Genomic DNA, 21,482 nt, shown 5'->3' with positions numbered 1-21,482 from the left:
CATTCGGATGTCAGGATCTAGGTTTCAAATGATGCGTAAATACCTTATACTTCTTCTTATCTTTTCACTTTTCTCCTGCAAGAATACCAAGTTCCAGAAGAAGCAGTATTGCAAAGTCTGTTGGCAGCAAGAAGAGCTTGTATTGTTGGATATTCAAATCCCTGATTTGTTGGTTAGAGAAGAAGAGAAATTGTATTCGATTATTAAGAAACAGTTTGATAAATACCCGGATATCCGTTTGGAACTCCTTGAAGATTGGGATTATGAAATGATTGCCGGAAATATCAAAAAGAATGAAACCGAAAAAATGCATCAAGTCTTAGGTGTAAAATATCTGTTGAAGCTGGAATTGAAATCTTACCGTGCATCAGATGGATTTGACATGTTGGAACCTGATAAAGCCAATTCCATCTACCCCACACCAAGAGTACCTTTAAATAGTACTTCGGTAGTGGCAATGACATTGGTGGAGGCGGAAACAGGGCAAGATGTTTTTGTTTTGGATCTGCTGACCCGAAGTCAGGAACTCTCCCAATCCGGTTCGGATGGCAGTGAGTATTTTTTGGATGGAGGTTCAGTATATGGCACGATGAAAACCGGTGCCAGAAGAGGATCGAAGTATTTATTGGCAGATTGCAGCTGTCCGAAAGGAGGATATATCAAATGGAGTAAAATACTGCAGGGGTTGTAAATGTTCTCCTTTACAAATAAAAAAATCCCTCTAGTCTAAAATAAATAAACGATATCAATCAATTTGAAAAAGTAACAAGTAAAAGAGGTTACCTAGATTTATTTATTTCTGTTGGGAAAAAACAATGATTCCGTCTTTTATCACATTTTGAACTTGAATCTGACTTTCCCCTTCCAAAGAAAAAACTACCACATCATTTCGTTGTTCCAAATCCGCAAAGGTCTTGGGAATAATTGACCCCATTTTCCAGGCATCTAAAAGGGATTTCAATTTCTTGTCAATTAGATATTGTACTCCTTCCAATAAACATTTACTTGCTCCTGCCAATAGGCCATTTCCATGCTTTAATGCCAGTTTCCCATTTGGTTCCAGAATCACTTGTTCACCAATATGAGTGCTATACTCTCCGGCTTCCATGCCACAAAACATCGTACTGTCACTGACCAAAAAAACTTTTTCACCTTTGGTTTTCAAAACCACTTTCAGAAAAGATTCCCCCAAATGAAAACCATCTGCAATCAGACTGGCATACAACCCATCATGGGCCAATTGATCCCAAAGCATATTGGGATGACGGGGAAGGACCATAGGAACAGCATTGCCCAAATGGGTGGAAAGACTTGTGCCGGCTTCTGCAGCCTTAGTGATTTCCCCAGACGATGCGAGGCTATGCCCAATGGCAACCTTAATTCCTGATTCATGACATTTTTTGATCAAGTCCATTGCCCCTTCTAATTCCGGCGCCAGTGTGATCAATTTTATCAATCCACCTGAAGCTTTCTGAAATTCTTCGATCAATTTCCAGTTTGGGGTTTGAATGTATTTTGCATCATGTGCACCTCTTGCCCCATCAAGTGGGGATATAAATGGACCTTCCAGGTGAATGCCTCCCACACAGGAAGCAATCAAAGGGTGTTGGGAAATTGCCTGACGGAAGGTTTTGAGGATTTGAAGGATTTTATTCCGGTCATTGGTGATAAGGGTTGGGAAAAATGCAATCACTCCCTTGCCAAGCAGGTATTGGGTGGCTGTTAATATTTCCGCAACTGTAATTCCTTCTTCGTTGAAATCAATCCCATTGACTCCATTTACCTGCAAGTCCACCAATCCCGGTGCAAAAAAAGGAAGTGCACCCGATTCATTTGGTATAGGTTTGATACGGGTTTCAATGAGTTGATTTTGGGAGTTGAACAAGGTATAATATCCGGTAAACAGGTCCTTTCCAATGATTTCTTTTTCCAAATGGAGTCGAAGTGCTTGTGTATAGGCATCTTTGTCTGTAAACAAATGGCAATTCCCATGTATCCTCAAAATGGAAGCAGGGCATTGGGTTTCGATAATGCCATAAAGGGACTTTTGCAGCGCATCCTTTTTGTTTTTATCCGGTACCACACAACTGATAAAGGAGGCATTCAAAAGTGATGGCACGGTCAAGGTCAGAGCATGGTTCGGGACTTCTTCCAGATTTGGAAAACAGCCATCATTTACCTGTTGCTGCCGGCATGCTGCATCAAGTGCTACTTTTTTTACTGTAGCAGGATCATCGAATGCTGCTACAGGAGGATCATTGAAAGCAATATGTCCGTTTTCCCCAATCCCCATACACACCATGTCAACAGGTGATTCCTCAATAATGGCAGAATACCGGAGACATTCTTCCTCGGGATCATTGTTGCCGTCAATTAAGTGTATTTCCTTAAATGGGATTTGATCAAATATTTTATTTTTGAGAAAATTGGCAAAAAGCGCGGGATGTTCTTTTGGAAGTCCAAGATACTCATCCATATGAAATGCTATGATCCTGTTCCAGGGGATACCCTTGATGTTGACCAAAGATTCCAGAAACTCATTTTGGGACGGTGCCGCCGCAAAGACCATCCTTATGGATTCTTTCTTGGAAAGTAATTCAAGGATTTTTGACGCCACAGCTTTTGCTGCAGCCTCACCCATTTCCTTCCTCGAATCGAAAACATTTACTTCCATATTTATTCTTGACTTATGGATTTTAGAAGCGATTTGACGTTTTCCGGAACCCTTTTAAATTGGATCAATCCGATGCCTATATAGGCAATGGCCGACACAATCAAAGGTAAACTGACCTGTAAAGCCAAACTACTGATTTCAATGTTTTTGGTCAAAATAAATGTCAACAAACCTGAAAATATAGATCCAATGGCTGCTATCGGTCCGCAAGATCTGAAAGCAGGAATTAAACCAAATAGCATCGGGATCGCAATCGGGCCTACCAAAGCTCCAAACCAGGAAATGATCAAACCCAGTATTCCTCCAAAGTATTCATATTGGAGTGCAATAAGAATGGTCATGCTGGTGAAAATGAATGTGGTAATTCTGGCGAATGCCAATGAAGATTTGCCATGACCGAGTTTTTTTGAAAACGTAGGCAAAATATCCCTAGTAATCACAGCTGCAATGGTATTGATATCAGAGGAAGTCATGGACATAGTATTGGCAAACAAGGAAGCGATGACCAATCCCACCAAACCAGATGGTAACAACAGAAGGGTCAATTCTCCATAAGATTGACTTGGGTCAAGCAAATCAGGTAATAAAATCGGAGCTGCCCACATGGGGAAAAATAAAATCAAAGGCCAGATCAGGTACAATATCCCGGAAAGCCTGGCTGCTTTGATGGCCTGATTTTCGGAAGGTGATGAAATATATCTTGTAGCCAAATTCCATTGCCCCCCGTTGTAAGACAGGAAATTGATAAATAGAAAGGCCAGGGCAAAACCTGCCCCGTACGGTTCATTGAAAGGTTGACTGTTTTCGGCAGGAAGCTGATCCCAAATGGTGAATAGACTTTCAAACCCGTCCATGTATTGCAACACAGCCACAAACATCACGATACCTGCCAACAGTTGTACAATGAATTGGGTGAAATCTGTGATTACCACCGCCCAAAGTCCACCGAAAGTAATGTAAAGAAGTGAAATCCCGCCTGATATCAGTATGCCAACAGGGAGACTGATTCCTGTAAATACATTGAGTAAAATGGCAATTGCTGCCCACTTGGCCCCGATATCAAACAACTTCAATAAGACCCCGCTCCAGGCCATAATCTGTTGGGTAAGGAGATTGTAGCGTTTTTCCAGGAATTCCAAAGGGGATTGAATCTGAAATTGTTTCCTCAACCTTACCCATAACACCGGAAAAACCCGGGCGCTGGCAAGGATAGTTGTACCAATAGTCAAAGCCCACCAAAAATATATAGATACACCATGGGTATATGCCAAAGCAGCATAGGCCACGAATACAGCACCACTGTAGCCGGATACGTGATGGGAAATTCCGGAAAGCCACCAGGGTAAATTGCCCCCTGCCACAAAATAATCTTCAGCGCTTCTGTTTTTGAAATAGGCATAAATCCCAATGGCCAGCATCAAAAGGAAAAACAGTCCTATAATAATAAGGTCTAAGTCGGTTAACTTCATTTAATAATATGGATTTACGGAATTTTGCAAGTACTTTAACCCTAATTTGTCATGTTAAGGAATCCTCATTTGAAATTCTTCATTACTATAATTCTAAAATTGGCTAAAGTCCCTTTAGGGACACCATATGGGTAAAATTAAACGATCAATCGAACGGTATATGTGCCTTTAGGCCAACTTGTCCGGTAGGCAGGTACAACATATCCCGTACCTAAAGGCACGGAAACCCACAATAATCAAACTCTTTCTACTACCTATATTTTATCCCTAAAGGGATATTGAAGCCAACCAAATTTCACCTGAATTAGCTTTGCTTGACTCAGAACAATTATTGAATCGAAATGTAGACCTTAATTCCATTTTAATTTGATAAAGTAGGGTTAAAATAAAGCCTAAGTTGAGGGCTCAGGCATAATATCAATTTATATCCAACACGCTTGCTAAGGGCTGATATCAACCAATATTTATTAATATCGACAAATATCAATTTGCTTTGGATTCATCCTATGATCTTTTAAATCAAACTGTAGGTTCCCAACCTGGTTGGTATTCCCTGCTCCAGTATTTTGAAGCTTCCTTACTGTTAAGAATATGGCCGTTTTTTGCGTCTATGTTTAGGGTCTCTCCTGAACGCTGCGCAATATTTCCCAATTGGACCAAAAGGGTGCTGGTCTGTCCACCATTGATTTCTGCTGCCAAAGCTGTTCCTTTTCTGATCGCATCAAACATATTTTGGATATGGATGGCATCCAGTTCCTGCGTGGGGTCAGAAAGATTTCTGGCATCCACCGTGCGGTTATATTTCACCTCTTTGACCAATTTGTTTTTCAGATCGTAGATAGCATAAGCATTTCCTCCTCCGATATTGACCGACCCCTCTTCTCCATAAAAAATGACTCCCACGCTGGAACCTTCATTATTGATACCGTTGCAACTTCTCCCTTCCCAGGTAATCAGAGAATTGTTATCAAACTCCAAACTGATCATTTGGGTGTCGGGTGTTTCCCAGTCATCTTGGTATCGGTACCTTCCACCGGATGAGGTGACCTTAGTAGGGAATTCCACGCCAAGTCCCCATCTGGCTAGATCCACCATGTGGGTTCCGTTGTTGAGGGCTTCACCTGTGCCCCAATTCCAGAACCAATGCCAGTTGTAGTGAATGATATTGTCTCTGTAATCTTCCCTAGGCGCGGGTCCCTGCCAAAGCTCGTAATCTAGGTGCTCGGGCACCGAAACTTTCTTTCCGATTCCAATCGGGCCCCTGTTATTTGTATACCAGGTTTTGGCGTAATAGGCCCTTCCTATTGCTCCATCATGAACTTCCTTGATCGCAGCAGCCACATTGGGCCAGGAACGTCTTTGGTTGCCCATCTGAATGACTCTTTTGTATTTATGGGCAGCCTGAACCAGAATTTCTCCTTCATGAGGATTATGACTTGATGGTTTTTCCAAATAAACATCTTTACCGGCCTTGCAGGCCAAGATGGCTGCCGGTGCATGCCAGTGGTCCGGTGCAGCGACCACCAACATATCCACATCTTTATCTTCAAGGCTTTTTCTGAAATCCGGAGTGGCTTTTGGTTGTTTGTCCTGGATTTTTGTAACCGCAGTAATACATTTTTCAGCCGCAATGCTATCGACATCACAAATATGCAGTACTTCAGCATTGGGTTGCATGGCAAAATTCTGGGCCAAGGCATTGCCTCGGCTGTTTACACCCATAACTGACACTTTGATCCGCTCATTTGCACCCAAGATTTTCGCATAACTTTTGGGGCTGAATCCGGGAAGAATTCCTCCTAAGGAAAGGGCTGTTGTCCCGGCTAGGGTTTTTTTAATAAATGTTCTTCTGTTGTTTTTTGGGCTTTTCATAGGTGGGAGGTTATTGGGTGGATACCATACATCGTTCGGATATTCCAAGATAGAAAATCCTCTTTTGATTTTTGCGTTTAAAATGCTTTCTTTATTCAAACGGTCAGTAGAAATCATGAATTGCCAGTTGGTTTTACCAGTTTTTCTCCCGGTGATTCAGTGATGTAAAAAATTATATTTTTTGCATAGTAAAGCAATTTAAAATTGAATATGGTATTTGATCCTCAGTCAGATAAGTCAAGAGTATAAAATGTGATTAAATTATATAAACAATAAATCCACAGTTAATATGAAAAACTTATTATCCAAAGATCCCAATAAGAGACAACCCTTTGATTTCAGTTTCTTGAGATGGGTTAATTTTCTGTTTCCAGATAAAAATTAAATTTTGCTGTACGTCAAAATCAAATACCCTCAATATGGAATATTCAAAAGACAATCCCGAAAACAAAAAACGAAGAACCTTTCTCAAAACTACTGGGAAGGCCTTGGTAGGTAGTGCGGCACTTCCTTTGGTTTTTAATATCAACAATAGTTTTGGCATGAAAGACGATATTCTAAAAGTAGGTTTGATCGGTTGTGGGGGCAGAGGTACAGGGGCAGCCGCACAGGCGCTAAAAGCAGATCCAAATGCTATGCTGACCTGTATGGCGGATATATTTTCTGATTATTTGGATGAGTCTTACAATGCCCTCATTCAGGTCAATCCGCTACAGGTTCAGGTGGCTGAGGATCATAAATTCATCGGATTCGATGCTTACCAAAAGGTGCTGGACTCCGATGTCGATGTGGTTATCCTGACCACCCCGCCGGCTTTCAGGCCAGGTCACTTCAAATCAGCCGTTCAGGCAGGAAAGCATGTGTTTTGTGAAAAGCCTGTGGCGGTTGATGCTCCCGGCGTTAGAAGTGTATTGGAAACGGCAAAGTTGGCTAAAGAAAAAGGGCTGAATGTTGTTTCAGGCTTTACTTTTAGGTATGATTTCCCCAAAAGAGCTTTGTTTGAAAAAATCAATAGTGGGGAAATCGGGGAAGTGATGTCGGTATTGACAGTCAGAAACGGTGGCGGATTGTGGTATAAGGAAAAACAGCCTTCATGGACCGAAATGGAGTATCAATTGAGAAATTGGTATTACTATGATTGGCTTTCCGGAGATTATATTGTGGAAATGATGGTCCATAGCTTGGATATGATGTCTTGGGCATTTGGCGATAAGCTACCTGTAAAAGCCACCGGTACTGGAGGCCGACAATCAAGGACCGAAGAGAAATGGGGAAATATCTATGATCACTTCGCCATTGAATATGAATATGAAAACGGTGCGAAAGGGATTCATTTCAGCAGGCAGCAACAGGGATGTTCCAATGTCAATAAAGCCGAAGTGTTTGGTAAGAATGGAAGTGCCGTAGTCGATATAGGCAGGCAGACACATAGAATTCAAAATGATAGCCTATGGGATTATGAAGGCGAAAAAAACAATCCCTATGAAACCCAACATGAGGAATTATTCGCTGCAATCCGAGCTGGGAAGCCAATGAATGAAGGAGATTTGATGGCAAACAGTACCATGTTGGCCATTTTAGGGAGAATGGTAGGGTATTCAGGACAGACGATCACTTGGGAGCAAGCCATAAATTCCAAACAGGTCCTTGGCCCTGCTTTGGATGAATACCGTTGGGATTTGGAATGGCCGGTTCCGCAAGTGGCAATTCCCGGCAAGACCAAAGTTTTATGATCATTATTTTGAAACCCTCAGAATTTTAAATTTAGAAAAATGAAATTTAAGTTCCCTTTTGCCATCATTGCAGTTTTTTTTCTAATCCATACTCATGTTTCAGGCCAGGAGTTTTTATTTGAATTCGGCAAATCTCAAGGATTGGAGTCTTTGGTCAGCGATAAGAAACCTGAAGAAATTCCCCTGAAATGGTTCAATGTAAATACTGAAAAAGAAACCTGGTATTTTGAAGGAGATGAACTGGTTTGCAAAGGTTTACCGATTGGGGTAATCCGGTCAGAAAAGCAGTACGAAAATTTCATCATGTACATAGAGTGGAAGCACATGGAGGCAGGGGGTAATTCAGGGACATTTGTATGGAGCAGTGCAGTTCCAGGTGATAACCGACTACCTGACGGGGTTGAAGTTCAGATGTTGGAATTGGATTGGGTCAATCAAAATAAAAAAGATGGGGTTTTGCCGCCCATAGCCTATGTGCACGGTGAATTGTTTGGAGTTGGGGGAGTGACTACCGTACCTGATAATCCAAGAGGAACAAGGAGCAAATCCATCGAAAACCGCTGCTTGGGCAAAGGGCAGTGGAATACCTATGTGGTAGTCTGTGTGGATGGTGTTATCAAATTATCAGTTAATGGGAAGTTTGTCAATGGCATCAGTCAGTCCAGCCAAAAAAAAGGATATATCTGTCTCGAATCAGAAGGGGCTCCCATACATTTCAGAAATCTTAAAATCACCGAACTCCCCGCTGGAGTCACCTCAGTAGATCAAATTGCTCCATTGATCTCCAACAATTAAATAAATACCTAATTGCCCTCTAACAATAAAACCAAGCATCCACGCTTGGTTTTAAATCAATATCTAAAAATATCCAACCATTCTGCTGAAAGCAGTTATCAATAATATCAACAAATATCAAATATCAATAAATATCCAGTTCTACTTTTTGCAAGGTTAATATCCAGTCTCTTCAATTAGATCCTCGTCAACTTAATCGGATAAGTTTTGGAAGCATTCCACTGACAGACATAGATGTTTTCATCCTGGTCAATGCAGACATCATGGCAATGTTTGAAAACCGGCTCTTTCTGAATCATCAATTGCAACTCCCCGTCAATGTATTTAGGAGCTGTTCCTCCCGGATTGGACACCACCTTGTCATTTTCATCAAGAATGGTGACAAATCCCGAATTGTCCATCTGCTCCAAATATTTTGCCCGTGACCAGCAAACTCCTGCATAGAGGTTTTTGCCATGGATAACCGGACGGCAGACAAATGCTCCTGGCAGAAAAATAGTTTCCAAATATTCCCCTTCCATTGTAAATCTTTTGAAGGAATTATGTCCCCTGGAAGTACACAACAGGGTAGGGGTTCCGCCTTTACGTTGGTCTACCGCAATGCCGTGTACTGTTTTGAATTGTGCGTCCCCATGTCCATCTCCCCCGAACTTTCGAATAAAATTGCCTTTTGAATCATATTGCAATACAAATTGGGAACCGTATCCATCAGTGATATACAGGTCTCCATTTGGTGCTACACAGGTTTCAGTGGGCACCCATCTCATTTTTTCGGAATAAATTCCATTGTTTAAGGGGGAGGAGATTTCAGTAATGATTTTTCCTTTCAAATCGGTTTTGATCACCCTTCCTCCATTGTCTACGATCCATAAAAATTCCTCACCGCCTTCATTGACCAAGCTCAATCCATGAGCGGAAGGTAAATTCAAGGTCCATGAATCCAATAGTTTTCCAGATTGGTCATAGATGATGATGTTGTTTTTTGCTTCATCTGTCACCATAATCAAACGGCCCTTTTTATCCATGACCATTTCATGGCAATTGACAACGGGTGTTTTACTTGGGTCAAGATTTCCCCAAGATGAATCAACTTTGTATTTGAAATCACCATGTCCTAAAATGGTGTCATTGTCATTGGAAAAGGATAAATTGGGTTTGATGGTCATGGCAAGTCCTGTCAGTGCGGTTAGTTTGAGAAAATTCCTACGATTGCTGGGCATATATTTGAATTAAAACTGTCAAGGCAATTTAGCATTATTATCAGATAATTCTAAAATCGATAATGTCCGTTGGTCAAAATTCAAAAGCAAAAATTGTTGAGTTATGCCTATATTTAAATTCAAACCCAAAATGATCCTATGAAAAATCTAACAAAAACTTTTTTAATGGCCGTCATGATACTTTCTGCTGGCCAAATAAAAGCCCAGGAAATTGCCCTGCAATTGTACAGCCTGCGAAATGAAATGAAACAGGATGCCAAAGGAACCCATGCTTTGATTCCCGGTATGGGTATCAAATACCTGGAAGGTGGAGGCACTTACGGTATGGAAAAAGAGGAGTACAAAGCTTTCCTTTCAGGATTAGGACTTTCAATTGTTGCCGTTGGGGCAGGATATGAAGCCTTGAGGGATAATCCCCAATCTGTCATTGACAATGCCAATTCCTATGGGGCAAAATTCGCCACCTGTACCTGGATTCCCCATCCTTCGGGTCAGTTCAGTATCAAGGAAACCAAGGAGGCAATAGAAGTATTCAATAAAGCCGGAAAGATTCTGAAAGATGCAGGAATCACTCTTTGTTATCATCCTCATGGTTACGAGTTCAAGCCTTATGGCAAAGGAGTGCTTTTCGATGAAATGCTCAAAAACGCCAAAAACTACGATTTCAACATGGATGTCTATTGGGTTCAAATGGGAGGTGGTGATCCGCTGGCCATTATGAAAAAGTATCCAAAGAAATTTCCCCTTTTACATTTGAAAGACCGTGCACATGGCACTCCTGGGAGTACAGATGGTAGGGGAGATGTGGAGACCAATGTAGTGCTTGGCACAGGTGATGTTGATATCCATGGCCTTATCAAGCAAGCCCAAAAAGTCGGCACTAAATACCTGATTATTGAAGACGAGTCTTCCAGGTCAGTGCAGCAGATTCCACAGAGTGTGGCGTATATCAAGAAGGTGATGGCTGAGAAGTAGGCGTTGTTTGGTTGTCCAACGGTTGTACCGTTGGACCCTCTGAGTTCAGCGATTGTAGCACTGGTTGTTGTGTAGGTTGAGCCAAAGTCTCAATACTAAGAGAACCGAAGCTACCAGCTTAGAATAACTCATCCGATTTTTTTGATAAGCTCTACTTTGGAATTGACCTCAAAAATTTGATACAATCTTTTTTGATAGCTTTTGACAGTGTTGATGCTGAGAAAAAGTTTATCTGCAACGTCCTGGTATGAAAGTCCTTCACGGAAAAATTTAAGGATTCCATATTCTCTTTCAGACAAAGTGATATTGAATTTTTTCTCTACTAAAGCTTTATCGAATTGAATATCCGCAGTCTCCATGCTGAATTTATAAAGTGCAAGTTCTATAGCAACTTTTATATCCGTTTCATCAAAGGGTTTTACAATGTATCCATAGGGTAGCGTTTCTTTGACTTTTTCCAGCGTACCCGCATCTGAAAATGCAGTCAAAAATACAAATGGTGTGTGATACTTTTTTCGGATTAGATGAGCTAGTTCAATTCCAGAAACTGAACCTTTGATCTGAATGTCAAGTAAAATCAGATCAGCATTGATACTTGGTAAGAGATTGATGGCTTTGTCTCCATTCATGATAATGCCTATTACTTCATGTCCCAAAGACTCAATTATATATTTGATTTCTTCAGCAATGATGGCTTCATCTTCTATAATCAAAATCTTCTTCATGGGTTTATAACTTTCATTTTGAAAAGGCTATTATTCGTGTGATTTAGTTGGGATTTATGGAATAGTCCTTGAAGGTCATTTTTATGGAAGTGCCATTATCATTTTTATGGGTTAATTCTCCGTCAAGTTGATTGATTAAAGATTTGACAAGGTTTTGTCCGAAGGAATTTTCACGAACTATTGAAGGGTCAAATCCTACTCCATCATCTGTGATTTTAAGAATTAGTTTTTTTTGATTTTCCTTCAAGGTTATTTCAAGAAATCCTTCCCTGCCGTCAGGAAAAGCATATTTAAGGCTATTGGTTATCAATTCATTGATTATTAAACCTAAAGGGACCAAGGTATCAACATCCAAATTGATGTTATCAATATCAAGTTTAAGTTTGACTTGTTCTTTGTGAATATTGTAAGTATTGAACAGTTCTTTGCAGAGTTTTTTGAGGTAAGTTTCCACATTGACGCTCGTCAGATTTTCTTTTTGGTAAAGGTCCTGATGAATTAGGGCCATTGACCTGACTCGGTTTTTACCTTCATTGATGGCTTGTAAGGCCATTTCATTATCCATAGATTTTCCCTGTAAGGTCAATAAACTTGAAACCAACTGAAGATTGTTTTTTACCCGATGGTGTATTTCTCTAAGAAGGATGTCTTTTTCGGTTACCAATTTTCCGAGATGTTTTTTCTGATTTAGGTATTTTCTTCCTAAAAGATAAAGAATGACTGTTAAAGCCGATACCAAACTTAAACCAAGCACAATGAAAAGTATGGTTTTGTTTTTTTGAGCAATAATAGTTTTTGATGCCAAATTTTCTGTATCCAAAAGGGCGATTCTGTTTTTTTGTTCTACCAATTCAAATTTTGCATCCTTTTCTGCAATCACATCAATCATGTCACTGTTAAAAATTGAATCTGACATTATTTTCAGATTCTTATAGTTTTCAAGAGCCATTCTGTAATCACCTAAAGCTTCAAATGATTCTGCCAAAACTGCGTAAGCCCGTTCTTGATGACTTAGGGATTGGGTTTCATTTTTTGATTCCAATAGTTTATTTGCCTGTTCTATTGCCTCATTATAACGACCCAATTCATATAAGACATTCGCTAAGCTTGCCCTAGATTCTCCTATGTTGTATAAACTTGGAAGGTTCTCACGTATCTTCAATCCGGTAAGGTGATATGTCAATGCCTCTTCTTTTTTACCTTGTTGGAGTTTGAGGGAACCCATGAAATCAAAGTGAAACCCTAACCCTCTTTCATCCATGACCAATGAATCCAGCATTCCTTGCATCTTCAAATGGAATTCTGCTTCATCCAGTTTGCCTTCACCCATCAATAACAGACCTAAGTTAGCATGGACACTTGCCTGTCCAAGAATATCCTCTGCGGTTTCATACAATGATAAAGCTTCCTGATATCTTGAAAGTGCCTTTTCATTTTGCCCCAAATTGGCATAAAAAATAGCGATACCATTTACCGCTCCTGCCAACTCAGTTGTCTCACCCTTAGTTTTCAATAAATCATATTTTTCAAATAAATATTTTTGGGCTTCCTCTTGGTAGCCCATAAAATTGTTCATTGCACCTAAATATGAACAGGAAAAAACCCAATTGGCCGTATCTTGGTGATGCTTGTAATAATCATAGCATTGGGAAAACTCTCTAATACTTTGCATATAATTTCCCAACCAACGTTCCGCGGTTGCTTGGATTTTTAAAGCTTTTATCAACGAACTGGAATCATTCTGGATCTTAGGAATTTCCATCAATTCAGATGTGAATCTTTTGGTTTGAGTAACATCTACTTCCAAGGAAAGCTCGGCGGCTTCCCATAGTATTTCTATCCTTTCAAAAGAATTTAAAGTACCATCAAGTTGATTGATCAGACTATCCAATTTAGAATTGTCCTGGCTATATCCAACAAAATATATACATGAAAAGAAAAGTGAAAAAACATATCTCATATCTCAGAAAAGCATGATGTATAAATTTAATTAATGAATTGTTTAAATTTATATTGGGAATGATAATTTTACTTTCATTTTAACCAATTTTTCAAATTTTGCCAAAATCCATTCCATTGGATTTTAGAATCAACTTTCTTCAATTCGCTGTTTTTTTCAAAAGATTCCCTAAGCTGACATTCCATAGAGATCAATTCTGATGAAATTTCCCAGAGATTTAAATGCTGATTGATAGCAATGTTTACAAAAGCATTAACATCTGCTTTTTTGTTGTTTTTTTTCATGCATAAACAGTTCCGATTAACCAACCAGAGGCATTATGAATAGCTGAGTTAGACTTTTGAGATTTCTTTACCTTACGTTGAGATTAGGTTTTTAAAAATCCAGATCCTTTTTTAAATCATGGTTTACCTCATCACTTGGACTAAAATTCAGATCTAAAGTTAGCGCTTCATCAAGGTCTTTTAATAAGAAAAGTAATCCTGCGGAAAAAAGTAAGATTAAAGTACCGAGGATAAATTTGCTTAACAATATAAGACCAATTCCGCCTATCATCAATCCGTAAAGCAGGAAGCATCTTTTTTTGGCGTAGAAACCATATTTTTTTGTTTTGGTAACTTTCGTTTCGGCTTTTTCTACTGAAGTTGCCACTTGGCTTTTTTGAAGAATAATTGCAGTTTCCATTTTATTTATTTTTTTGGTTATTGAATAAACCAAAAGTCCGCAATTAGTAACCTGGAAAATACACCCGAATGGGTGAAAATTAATTGCTTCTTACTCGTGCGTCAAAATCATAGCCTCCAACCTATTAAAACATTTTTCAGCCAATCTATTGTATCCTTCCTCTCCCGAGTACGAGGTCGTTTTGATGGGTGAGGAAAAATAAATATGGATTATTCCTGGTCTCATTAATATAGAGCCTCGTTTCATTACCCTATCCGCACCGATCACTGCCATAGGCATGATGGGTATGCCGGTTTCAGCTGCAATCCTAAAAGCACCTTTTTGAAAAGATAATAGGGCCTGACCGGAATCGTTTCTTGTTCCTTCAGGTGCTACTACTATTGAAATGCCTTTTTCTAAAATTTTTAATAGTTTCTCTACTGATGCTTTTCTTGATGCTGCATCTTTTCTGTCCACCCAAACAGCCACACGGGATACGATAAAACCAAAAATGGGGATTTTGGAAAGTTCTTTTTTGCCTATAGCCCGGACTTCTTGGTGGATGGCCATGGGAATGACTGGCGCATCGATAAATGACCGATGATTGAAAATGTAGATATAAGGCTGATTTGGTTCGATATATTCCCTCCCGTGAACTTGATATCTTATTCCTGCCAAAAAAGACCAAAAAGCCGCCCACATTCGAATAAATATAAAAGAGATTTTCCCTCCTCTTGAACTTACCAAAAGAGGGAAAACAATAAACAATCCTAAAATCAGCATCAGAACAATAAATAACAAAGCTGCATACAGCGTATAAATCCACTGGAAGATTTTCATAATCTGATTAATTGATTAATTTTGGGCAATTTTAAATCAATTTACTAACTCTCTGTTTGCAAACAACCCCTGGAGCGATTTCAGGGGTTTCTTTTTTTGCAATATTATTGACTTCATTCAAGGATTAAAAGATAAATGAATAAGTAAGTAGGCAGATATGCCAATAAAATGGTAGTACGATATAATTATTTGTAGGAGACTTTAATGTCCGGTTCATAGGTCTTCCGACTTCGGTCTCCCGTCCTGCCAATTATAGAAAATAGGATAATTGGCGAAGTAGAGGTTACTATTAAATATGTATTTTTCAATCTAAATATTTCACTTTTCCCAAAAAACCCTACCTTTGCAGTCCGTTCGGGTGAACGGGGTCTCAGGGACTGATTCTCAGGGATTTTATCTAATACTAAAAACCTCAGCCCACATGATCCTAGGGTTGTTGATAAACAGGGTCATTACACAATATGTCTAATCAAAAAGAGTTTAACTGGGACAATTTCTCCACTAAAGGTTTTGGCGAAGGCTATTCCAAAGATCAGCGTGCTGAAATGGAAGCCATGTATGCCGGCACTTTGAATGAAATCACCGAAAAAGAAGTCATCAAAGGAACTGTAGTAGGTATCAATGACAAGGACGTGATCATCAATATCGGTTTCAAATCCGATGGTTTGGTGCCAGTATCCGAATTCCGTGATCTTCCTGATCTTAAAATCGGTGATGAAGTGGAATTGTTCATCGAAGAGCAGGAAAATTCATTGGGTCAATTGGTGCTTTCAAGAAAGAAAGCCAGAATGGTCCGTGCATGGAGCGATATCGAAGATGCTTTGGCAAATGACAGTGTCATCGAAGGTCTTGTCAAAAGAAGAACCAAAGGTGGTCTGATCGTAGATATCTACGGTGTTGAAGCCTTCTTGCCGGGTTCCCAGATTGACGTGAAGCCTATCAGGGATTTTGATATCTATGTAGGTAAGAAAATGGAAGTGAAAGTGGTTAAAATCAACCACACCAATGATAACGTAGTTGTTTCTCACAAAGTCTTGATCGAAAAAGATCTTGAGAAACAAAAAGCTGAAATATTGAACAACCTTGAGAAAGGTCAGGTATTGGAAGGTGTGATCAAAAACATGACCAACTTCGGTGTATTCATCGATTTGGGTGGTGTAGATGGTTTGCTTCACATTACTGATATCTCGTGGGGAAGAATCAATCATCCGGAAGAAGTACTTAACCTTGACGACAAAGTTCAGATTGTTGTACTTGATTTCGATGATGACAAAAAGAGAATTTCCTTGGGTATGAAGCAGTTGACTTCTCATCCTTGGGATGCGCTTTCTGCTGACCTTGAAATCGGTTCTAAAGTTAAAGGCAAGATTGTAAACGTAGCAGATTACGGAGCATTCCTTGAATTGGCAGCCGGTGTTGAAGGTTTGATCCACGTTTCTGAAATGAGCTGGTCACAGCACTTGAGAAATCCTGCTGACTTTGTGAAAGTAGGTGATGAGATCGAAGCTGTTGTATTGACTTTGGACAAAGACGAAAGAAAAATGTCTTTGGGTATCAAGCAATTGACTGAAGATCCTTGGACTAAGGGTGATATGTCTTCTAAATACGGCATTGGGACCAAACACAAAGGAGTGGTAAGAAACCTGACCAACTTTGGCTTGTTCCTGGAATTGGAAGAAGGTATCGATGGCTTGGTTCACGTATCTGACCTTTCTTGGACCAAGAAAATCAAACATCCTGCTGAATTTGTAAAAGTAGGTGATGAATTGGATGTTGCTGTATTGGAACTTGATGTGGACAACAGAAGATTGGCCCTTGGTCACAAGCAATTGGAAGAAAATCCATGGGATACTTTCGAAACTGTATTCCCCGTAGGTTCTGACCACAAGTGTACCGTGGTTTCCAAAAACGACAAAGGTGCTGTTCTTGAACTCCCTTACGGATTGGAAGGATTTGCAACTTCCAAGAATTTGGAAAAAGCAGACGGTTCTTCAGTAGAAGTTGGTGAGTCTTTGGATTTCAGGGTAACTGAATTCTCCAAAGATGACAAGAGAATTGTCCTTTCCCATACTGCTACATTTAGAGAAGAAGCCAAACCGGCTGCTGCTCCTAAAAAAGCTGCCAAGAAAGCTGCTGCACCTGCTGCTGATGCCGCAGCTGATAAATCCACTTTGGGTGATATCGGCGCTTTGGCTGAGTTGAAGGAAAAGATGGAAGGCGGGAAGAAGTAAGACGTGAGATATAAGACGTGAGACATAAGATTGGGTAGCGTCAATGAAAAATAAGAAAAGTGTCTGCCGGTAGGTGGGCACTTTTTTTTATCCTTTGAGGTTTTTAAAACCTCGAAGGATTTTGCCTTTTTAACAGCCCTGAAGTTTTTTTGAAAAACTAAAAAAAAGTAAATTAATCTGCAATTTGAAATTACACTTATGAATTAGGTTAAAAATCAGGTATGAAAATTCGGATTATAATATTATTGATTGGAGCATTAATCTTTAGTTGCTCAGAGCGAGAAATATATTCCCAAAACACAGCTGACTCAAACGAGTGGGAACTTGTGATATTGGATTCTATTCAGGTGGATTATTTGGCTGATATCAGAGAAGGGATTTTTAATAATGGAATAGGTCTGATTAAAGACATTTCAAATAGTACTTTGATTAAGTTTGACTCAACAGGAAATATTCTTGTAAAAAAAGAATTTCCTAAAGAAGGACCTGGGTCAGTAATGCGCTTGGAGACTTTACTTGAACATAAAGGAGAATTCTTTGGAACGACTTCATTTAATAATATTTATCATTTCGATGGCGACCTTAATTTAAAAGAAAGTTTGGAAATGCCCTTTATGGGTGAAGCTAGAGGCGGTGCCTACAACAGAAGAAATATTGCTGTTTGGAAAGAAAAATTGCTGTTATGGTATCCAGGACGCAATGGTATCAGTCCTTATATTGACCATTTTTATAGAGATTACCCTCTTTTGGAATTGTATGATTTAAATACAGAAACATCAAAACCAGTTGTTAATACACCTCCGACATCAAAATTTAGCAGTGATGATTTTTTTAATCGGCCCAACATAAATTTCACCATAGAAAACGACAGCTTGTATTTCACCTTTTCCAATGAGCCCATTTTGCATGTATATGCTTTAGGGGATAGTATTACCTGGCAAAGAAGTATTGATATGGAGCCAACCGATTTTAAATTATTCCCAGGACAAAACACTCCTGTGACATATCGAGAAATGATAAAAATGTTTGAAGCACAAATCCGAGGCATATATTCAGATTCGAACCATATCATTGTCACATATCATGGTGGAATTGACGAAGATACTTTTACGAACAACAACTTAAAGGAAAGAGAAAATTTTTTCCGGTATCCGGAATTCATTACCAATTATCTCAAAATCTACAGGTATGGATATGGTTGGTCCAATGAGATGATTGTTCCTTCAAAAATCAAATTAATACTCAATATAGAAGAACTAGACAAGCCATTCTATGCCTTAAGAGATGATGATTATCTTGGAGAAGAACATGATTACATCACCTTTTTTAAACTTCAATTGGTCAAAAGATAAATATCATCTATTTGATGCTTTTTTGTCCAATCCTTTAAGTTTTTTAAAACCTCGAAGGATTAGTTTAGTAAATATTTAGAATTGTCGCGTTTCTCATTCGACTTGCGTATAGGCAAATGAAACATAAATTTCTTTCTATATGACTAAAAAGTACATATTGTCTATAGGATTGTTTTTAACCAGTTTAGGGACGTATTGCCAAAATGTAAATGAACTAAAAGTGTTTGCGGGTACATCAAAGGCTTTCATCAATAGACAAGTCCCGATGTTTGGAGAAGGTAGCATCCAAACAAGGAATTTTGTTGAATGTGGTGTCATTTTTTATAGTCAGGTTTTAGAAAATACCAGAGTGGGATTAGGGTTTAATTATTCCAATAGTCTGATTGACTTCAATGCCAATCCTGCCAATCATACTTTAACACAGTATTCCCAAAGGTTTCAATTGATATCAGTTCCTGTTTTATTGGAATACAATTTCTTCAATTATCTGTTTTTATCCGGGGGACCATTGGTGGATTTTCAGCTTACAGAAAACAACTTTTCTGATCAAAGTGGAATAGGATACTTATTGGAGTTGGGAGGCAAATACGGAACCGGCAATCTTTCATTTTCCCTTTTTCCGAATTTTAAAAAGCATTCAGCTATTCCCTTTATCAGGCCTGAAAATTCTAAGCATATTTTGACAGAACTTGGTGTTCAATTTGGTGTGGGGTATAAGTTTTAGATCTTTATATAAATTCTTATACATTCCCCCAATCCACTTTTTCTGCTTTTATTGGCAATTCCCTTACCCTTGTCTCAGTCCCATCAAAAACCGCATTCGCTATCGCCGCAGCCACCGGTCCCTGTGCCGCTTCCCCTGCGCCCATTGGCGGAAGTTCAGGTCTGTTGATGATATGGACTTCAATTTCGGGCACCTCCATAAACCTCATGATGGGATAGGAACTCCAATCCTTGCTCAAAATGCCATTTTCATCAAACTGAACAGATTCCAACAAGGTCCAACTTGCGGATTGGACCATGCCGCCTTCGGTTTGGTTTTTCAACCCATCCGGATTGATGCACTGCCCGGAATCTATCACTCCGGTCATTTTGGTCAGTTTAAATGATTTTTCAGCTTTGTTGATTTCCACCTCAGCCAAAACAGCAAAATATGAGGCTGAATTTTTGTATTTTGAAAAAGCCACGCCATAACCTTTACCTGGTTTTTTCCCTTTGGAATCCCATCCTGTTTTGGAGGCTAAAGTTTCAAGGACAGCTATAGCCCGGTCATCGTCCAGGTTTTTGATTCTAAAGGCAATAGGATCGATTTCTACCTCAGTGGCCAGTTCATCCATAAAGGATTCCAAAGCAAAAATATTCCCATAAGCTCCAAGTCCCCTTAAGGCAGAAGTCCGTAATGGCCCATCATAATTGTGCAACTGCAATCTTTTATCAGGGATATTATATAATGGTGTAGCATTTCGGTAGGATCCTCCCGAAAAACCTCCTTTTTGAAATTCAAAAGGATCTTTTAAATGCCTTGCTGAAACATAATGACCCGCCTTGCCATTTGGTCTGGTGCTGTGCGTATCAGACCAAATATTTGTATCCCAAGCCAGAATCTTACCACTTTCATCCATACCTGCTTCCAACTGAATGGCCATGGCAGAACCATAGGGTTCCCATTGGTGTTCATCCTCCCGCATCCATTGCAGGCGAACAGGTCTCCCGGGATAATGTTTGGCAATCAGTGCTGCTTCTGCCGAGACATCATCGGCACCGTTATGGCCGTAGCAGCCCGATCCGGGCATGCCAATACATCTGATTTTTTCTTTTTCCAACCCAAAAAGATCAGCTAGGGAATTTTGGAGGGGATAAACTCCCTGGGTTGGGGACCAAACAGTCAAGTAATCATCATCCCATTTTGCCACTGCGCAGGAGGGACCAGTGGAAGCATGCATGTGGTAAGGCCTTTGATAATCAGCTTTTATTTTTTTCGAAGAGGAATTGATTTTTCCTAAAATTCCCGGGCTGTCTTCAACCATTTGGGGAGGATTGGCATTTGCTTTCATATCTTCAAAAAGTGCTTCTGACAAAGGACCTAATTTCGAGCTGTCCCATTTACTGCTTTCCTTCAGCTGCTGCCATGCTTTGACTGCCTGAAAGTCTCTTTTTGCGATAATGGCTACAAAACTCCCATCTTCAATTACCTTCAAAATCCCTACTTGATCTTTTATATTGTCAAGGTCTATAGAAACTAGCTTTGCATTGTAGACCGGAGGGTGAAGAACACGGGCATGAACCATATCAGGCAATCTCAGGTCATGGACAAAGTGTGGTTCTCCTTTTACCAATTTACTGATATCATCTCTGCGAATTGCTTTTCCTACATGCACATGGTCTTTATGATCTTTCACGGGAGCTTCACTGCTTATCTTTTCTTCCAAGTATTTTCCCTCCAACAATTCCCAATAGGATATTTTTTGATCAGGGCCACCTTGAATAACACCGTTTTTGACCTGTAAGCCTGTGATTTCCGTCCCCCATTTTTCGCTTGCCAATTTCAATAAAACCAGCCTTGCCTCCGCTGCAGCCTGCCGGATGGCTTTGCCGCTGCCTTCTACTGAATTGCTTCCTGCTGTATAACCTTCATTGGCAGTCTGCCCTGTATCCCCATTGATGATATGGCATATTTCGAGGTCAACATCCAATTCCTCAGCTGCGATCTGTATCAAGGCGGTTCTTATCCCTTGCCCCAATTCCTGTTTGCCGGTCAGAATAGTTACATGGCCATCCGCATCCAATCTTATCCAGGAATCGATCAGGTTTCTGTCAATATGTGGTCTTTCAGGGATACCGCTATAATTATCGATCAAAATATTCTCTGTCTCCTTGGTTTGACAAAAGGCCAAAGGTAAAAGATTGAATCCAATCAGCAGCTGACCGGAAGTTTTGAGAAATGTCCTTCTATTGGTCGTGGTCAGTTTCATA

At 39.7% G+C, this 21,482-nt stretch carries 17 protein-coding genes; 7 read left to right on the top strand and 10 right to left on the bottom strand.

The window, feature by feature from the left end:
• Positions 1 to 7: 7 nt before the first annotated feature.
• Positions 8 to 691 carry a hypothetical protein gene (locus tag HMJ38_RS09675; protein WP_194974186.1) on the top strand — a complete coding sequence of 228 codons (684 nt, stop codon included), beginning with the start codon at positions 8 to 10 and terminating at the stop codon, positions 689 to 691.
• A 102-nt stretch (positions 692 to 793) separates the two neighbouring features.
• Here the strand turns inward: HMJ38_RS09675 and HMJ38_RS09670 are convergent, their stop codons facing one another.
• The 3 genes from HMJ38_RS09670 to HMJ38_RS09660 all read right to left on the bottom strand — a co-directional run bounded on the left by HMJ38_RS09670 (position 794) and on the right by HMJ38_RS09660 (position 6,015).
• A complete protein-coding gene (locus tag HMJ38_RS09670) occupies positions 794 to 2,674 on the bottom strand; it encodes a 6-phosphogluconolactonase (protein ID WP_194974185.1) in 1,881 nt (626 codons plus the stop codon).
• Between the two features lie 2 nt (positions 2,675 to 2,676).
• Positions 2,677 to 4,143 (bottom strand): sodium:solute symporter family protein, encoded by a 1,467-nt coding sequence (locus HMJ38_RS09665; RefSeq protein WP_194974184.1) that lies wholly within the window; start codon positions 4,141 to 4,143, stop codon positions 2,677 to 2,679.
• A gap of 519 nt (positions 4,144 to 4,662) precedes the next feature.
• Positions 4,663 to 6,015 (bottom strand): Gfo/Idh/MocA family protein, encoded by a 1,353-nt coding sequence (locus tag HMJ38_RS09660; RefSeq protein WP_194974183.1) that lies wholly within the window; start codon positions 6,013 to 6,015, stop codon positions 4,663 to 4,665.
• A gap of 419 nt (positions 6,016 to 6,434) precedes the next feature.
• Between HMJ38_RS09660 and HMJ38_RS09655 the strand changes: the two genes are divergently transcribed.
• Positions 6,435 to 7,748, top strand: a complete 1,314-nt coding sequence (locus HMJ38_RS09655; protein WP_194974182.1) for a Gfo/Idh/MocA family protein — start codon at positions 6,435 to 6,437, stop codon at positions 7,746 to 7,748.
• A gap of 39 nt (positions 7,749 to 7,787) precedes the next feature.
• Positions 7,788 to 8,543 (top strand): 3-keto-disaccharide hydrolase, encoded by a 756-nt coding sequence (locus HMJ38_RS09650; RefSeq protein ID WP_194974181.1) that lies wholly within the window; start codon positions 7,788 to 7,790, stop codon positions 8,541 to 8,543.
• 176 nt (positions 8,544 to 8,719) lie between these two features.
• Here HMJ38_RS09650 and HMJ38_RS09645 read toward each other — a convergent pair whose 3' ends face one another.
• A complete protein-coding gene (locus HMJ38_RS09645) occupies positions 8,720 to 9,763 on the bottom strand; it encodes a 6-bladed beta-propeller (RefSeq protein ID WP_194974180.1) in 1,044 nt (347 codons plus the stop codon).
• A 138-nt stretch (positions 9,764 to 9,901) separates the two neighbouring features.
• Between HMJ38_RS09645 and HMJ38_RS09640 the strand changes: the two genes are divergently transcribed.
• Positions 9,902 to 10,738: a sugar phosphate isomerase/epimerase family protein gene (locus tag HMJ38_RS09640; protein ID WP_194974179.1), complete on the top strand. Its 837-nt coding sequence runs from the start codon at positions 9,902 to 9,904 to the stop codon at positions 10,736 to 10,738.
• A gap of 128 nt (positions 10,739 to 10,866) precedes the next feature.
• Here HMJ38_RS09640 and HMJ38_RS09635 read toward each other — a convergent pair whose 3' ends face one another.
• From HMJ38_RS09635 to HMJ38_RS09615, 5 genes are all read right to left on the bottom strand, one after another.
• Positions 10,867 to 11,463, bottom strand: coding sequence for a response regulator transcription factor (locus HMJ38_RS09635; protein WP_194974178.1), 597 nt, complete (start codon positions 11,461 to 11,463; stop codon positions 10,867 to 10,869).
• Between the two features lie 43 nt (positions 11,464 to 11,506).
• A complete protein-coding gene (locus HMJ38_RS09630) occupies positions 11,507 to 13,423 on the bottom strand; it encodes a tetratricopeptide repeat-containing sensor histidine kinase (protein ID WP_194974177.1) in 1,917 nt (638 codons plus the stop codon).
• Between the two features lie 74 nt (positions 13,424 to 13,497).
• Positions 13,498 to 13,707 carry a hypothetical protein gene (locus HMJ38_RS09625; protein WP_194974176.1) on the bottom strand — a complete coding sequence of 70 codons (210 nt, stop codon included), beginning with the start codon at positions 13,705 to 13,707 and terminating at the stop codon, positions 13,498 to 13,500.
• A 91-nt stretch (positions 13,708 to 13,798) separates the two neighbouring features.
• The gene (locus HMJ38_RS09620) at positions 13,799 to 14,107 is read right to left on the bottom strand and encodes a hypothetical protein (protein ID WP_194974175.1); all 309 of its coding nucleotides are present in this window, start codon (positions 14,105 to 14,107) and stop codon (positions 13,799 to 13,801) included.
• A gap of 90 nt (positions 14,108 to 14,197) precedes the next feature.
• On the bottom strand, positions 14,198 to 14,926 hold the full coding sequence (locus HMJ38_RS09615) for a lysophospholipid acyltransferase family protein (protein ID WP_194974174.1): 729 nt from the start codon (positions 14,924 to 14,926) through the stop codon (positions 14,198 to 14,200).
• A 461-nt stretch (positions 14,927 to 15,387) separates the two neighbouring features.
• On the opposite strand from HMJ38_RS09615, the gene rpsA reads away from it, so the two are divergent.
• The 3 genes from rpsA to HMJ38_RS09600 all read left to right on the top strand — a co-directional run bounded on the left by rpsA (position 15,388) and on the right by HMJ38_RS09600 (position 19,233).
• Positions 15,388 to 17,157: a 30S ribosomal protein S1 gene (gene rpsA / locus HMJ38_RS09610; RefSeq protein ID WP_194974173.1), complete on the top strand. Its 1,770-nt coding sequence runs from the start codon at positions 15,388 to 15,390 to the stop codon at positions 17,155 to 17,157.
• Between the two features lie 221 nt (positions 17,158 to 17,378).
• Positions 17,379 to 18,509: a hypothetical protein gene (locus tag HMJ38_RS09605; RefSeq protein ID WP_194974172.1), complete on the top strand. Its 1,131-nt coding sequence runs from the start codon at positions 17,379 to 17,381 to the stop codon at positions 18,507 to 18,509.
• A gap of 139 nt (positions 18,510 to 18,648) precedes the next feature.
• The gene (locus HMJ38_RS09600; protein WP_194974171.1) at positions 18,649 to 19,233 is read left to right on the top strand and encodes an outer membrane beta-barrel protein; all 585 of its coding nucleotides are present in this window, start codon (positions 18,649 to 18,651) and stop codon (positions 19,231 to 19,233) included.
• Between the two features lie 16 nt (positions 19,234 to 19,249).
• Here the strand turns inward: HMJ38_RS09600 and HMJ38_RS09595 are convergent, their stop codons facing one another.
• On the bottom strand, positions 19,250 to 21,481 hold the full coding sequence (locus tag HMJ38_RS09595; RefSeq protein WP_194974170.1) for a xanthine dehydrogenase family protein molybdopterin-binding subunit: 2,232 nt from the start codon (positions 21,479 to 21,481) through the stop codon (positions 19,250 to 19,252).
• Between the last annotated feature and the right edge of the window lies 1 nt (position 21,482).

The sequence above is a fragment of the Aquiflexum lacus genome, assembly GCF_015476655.1.
Classification (GTDB): Bacteria; Bacteroidota; Bacteroidia; order Cytophagales; family Cyclobacteriaceae; genus Aquiflexum; species Aquiflexum lacus.
Note: the sequence above shows the minus strand (reverse complement) of the source record. Positions and strands in the feature narration are given on the sequence as shown.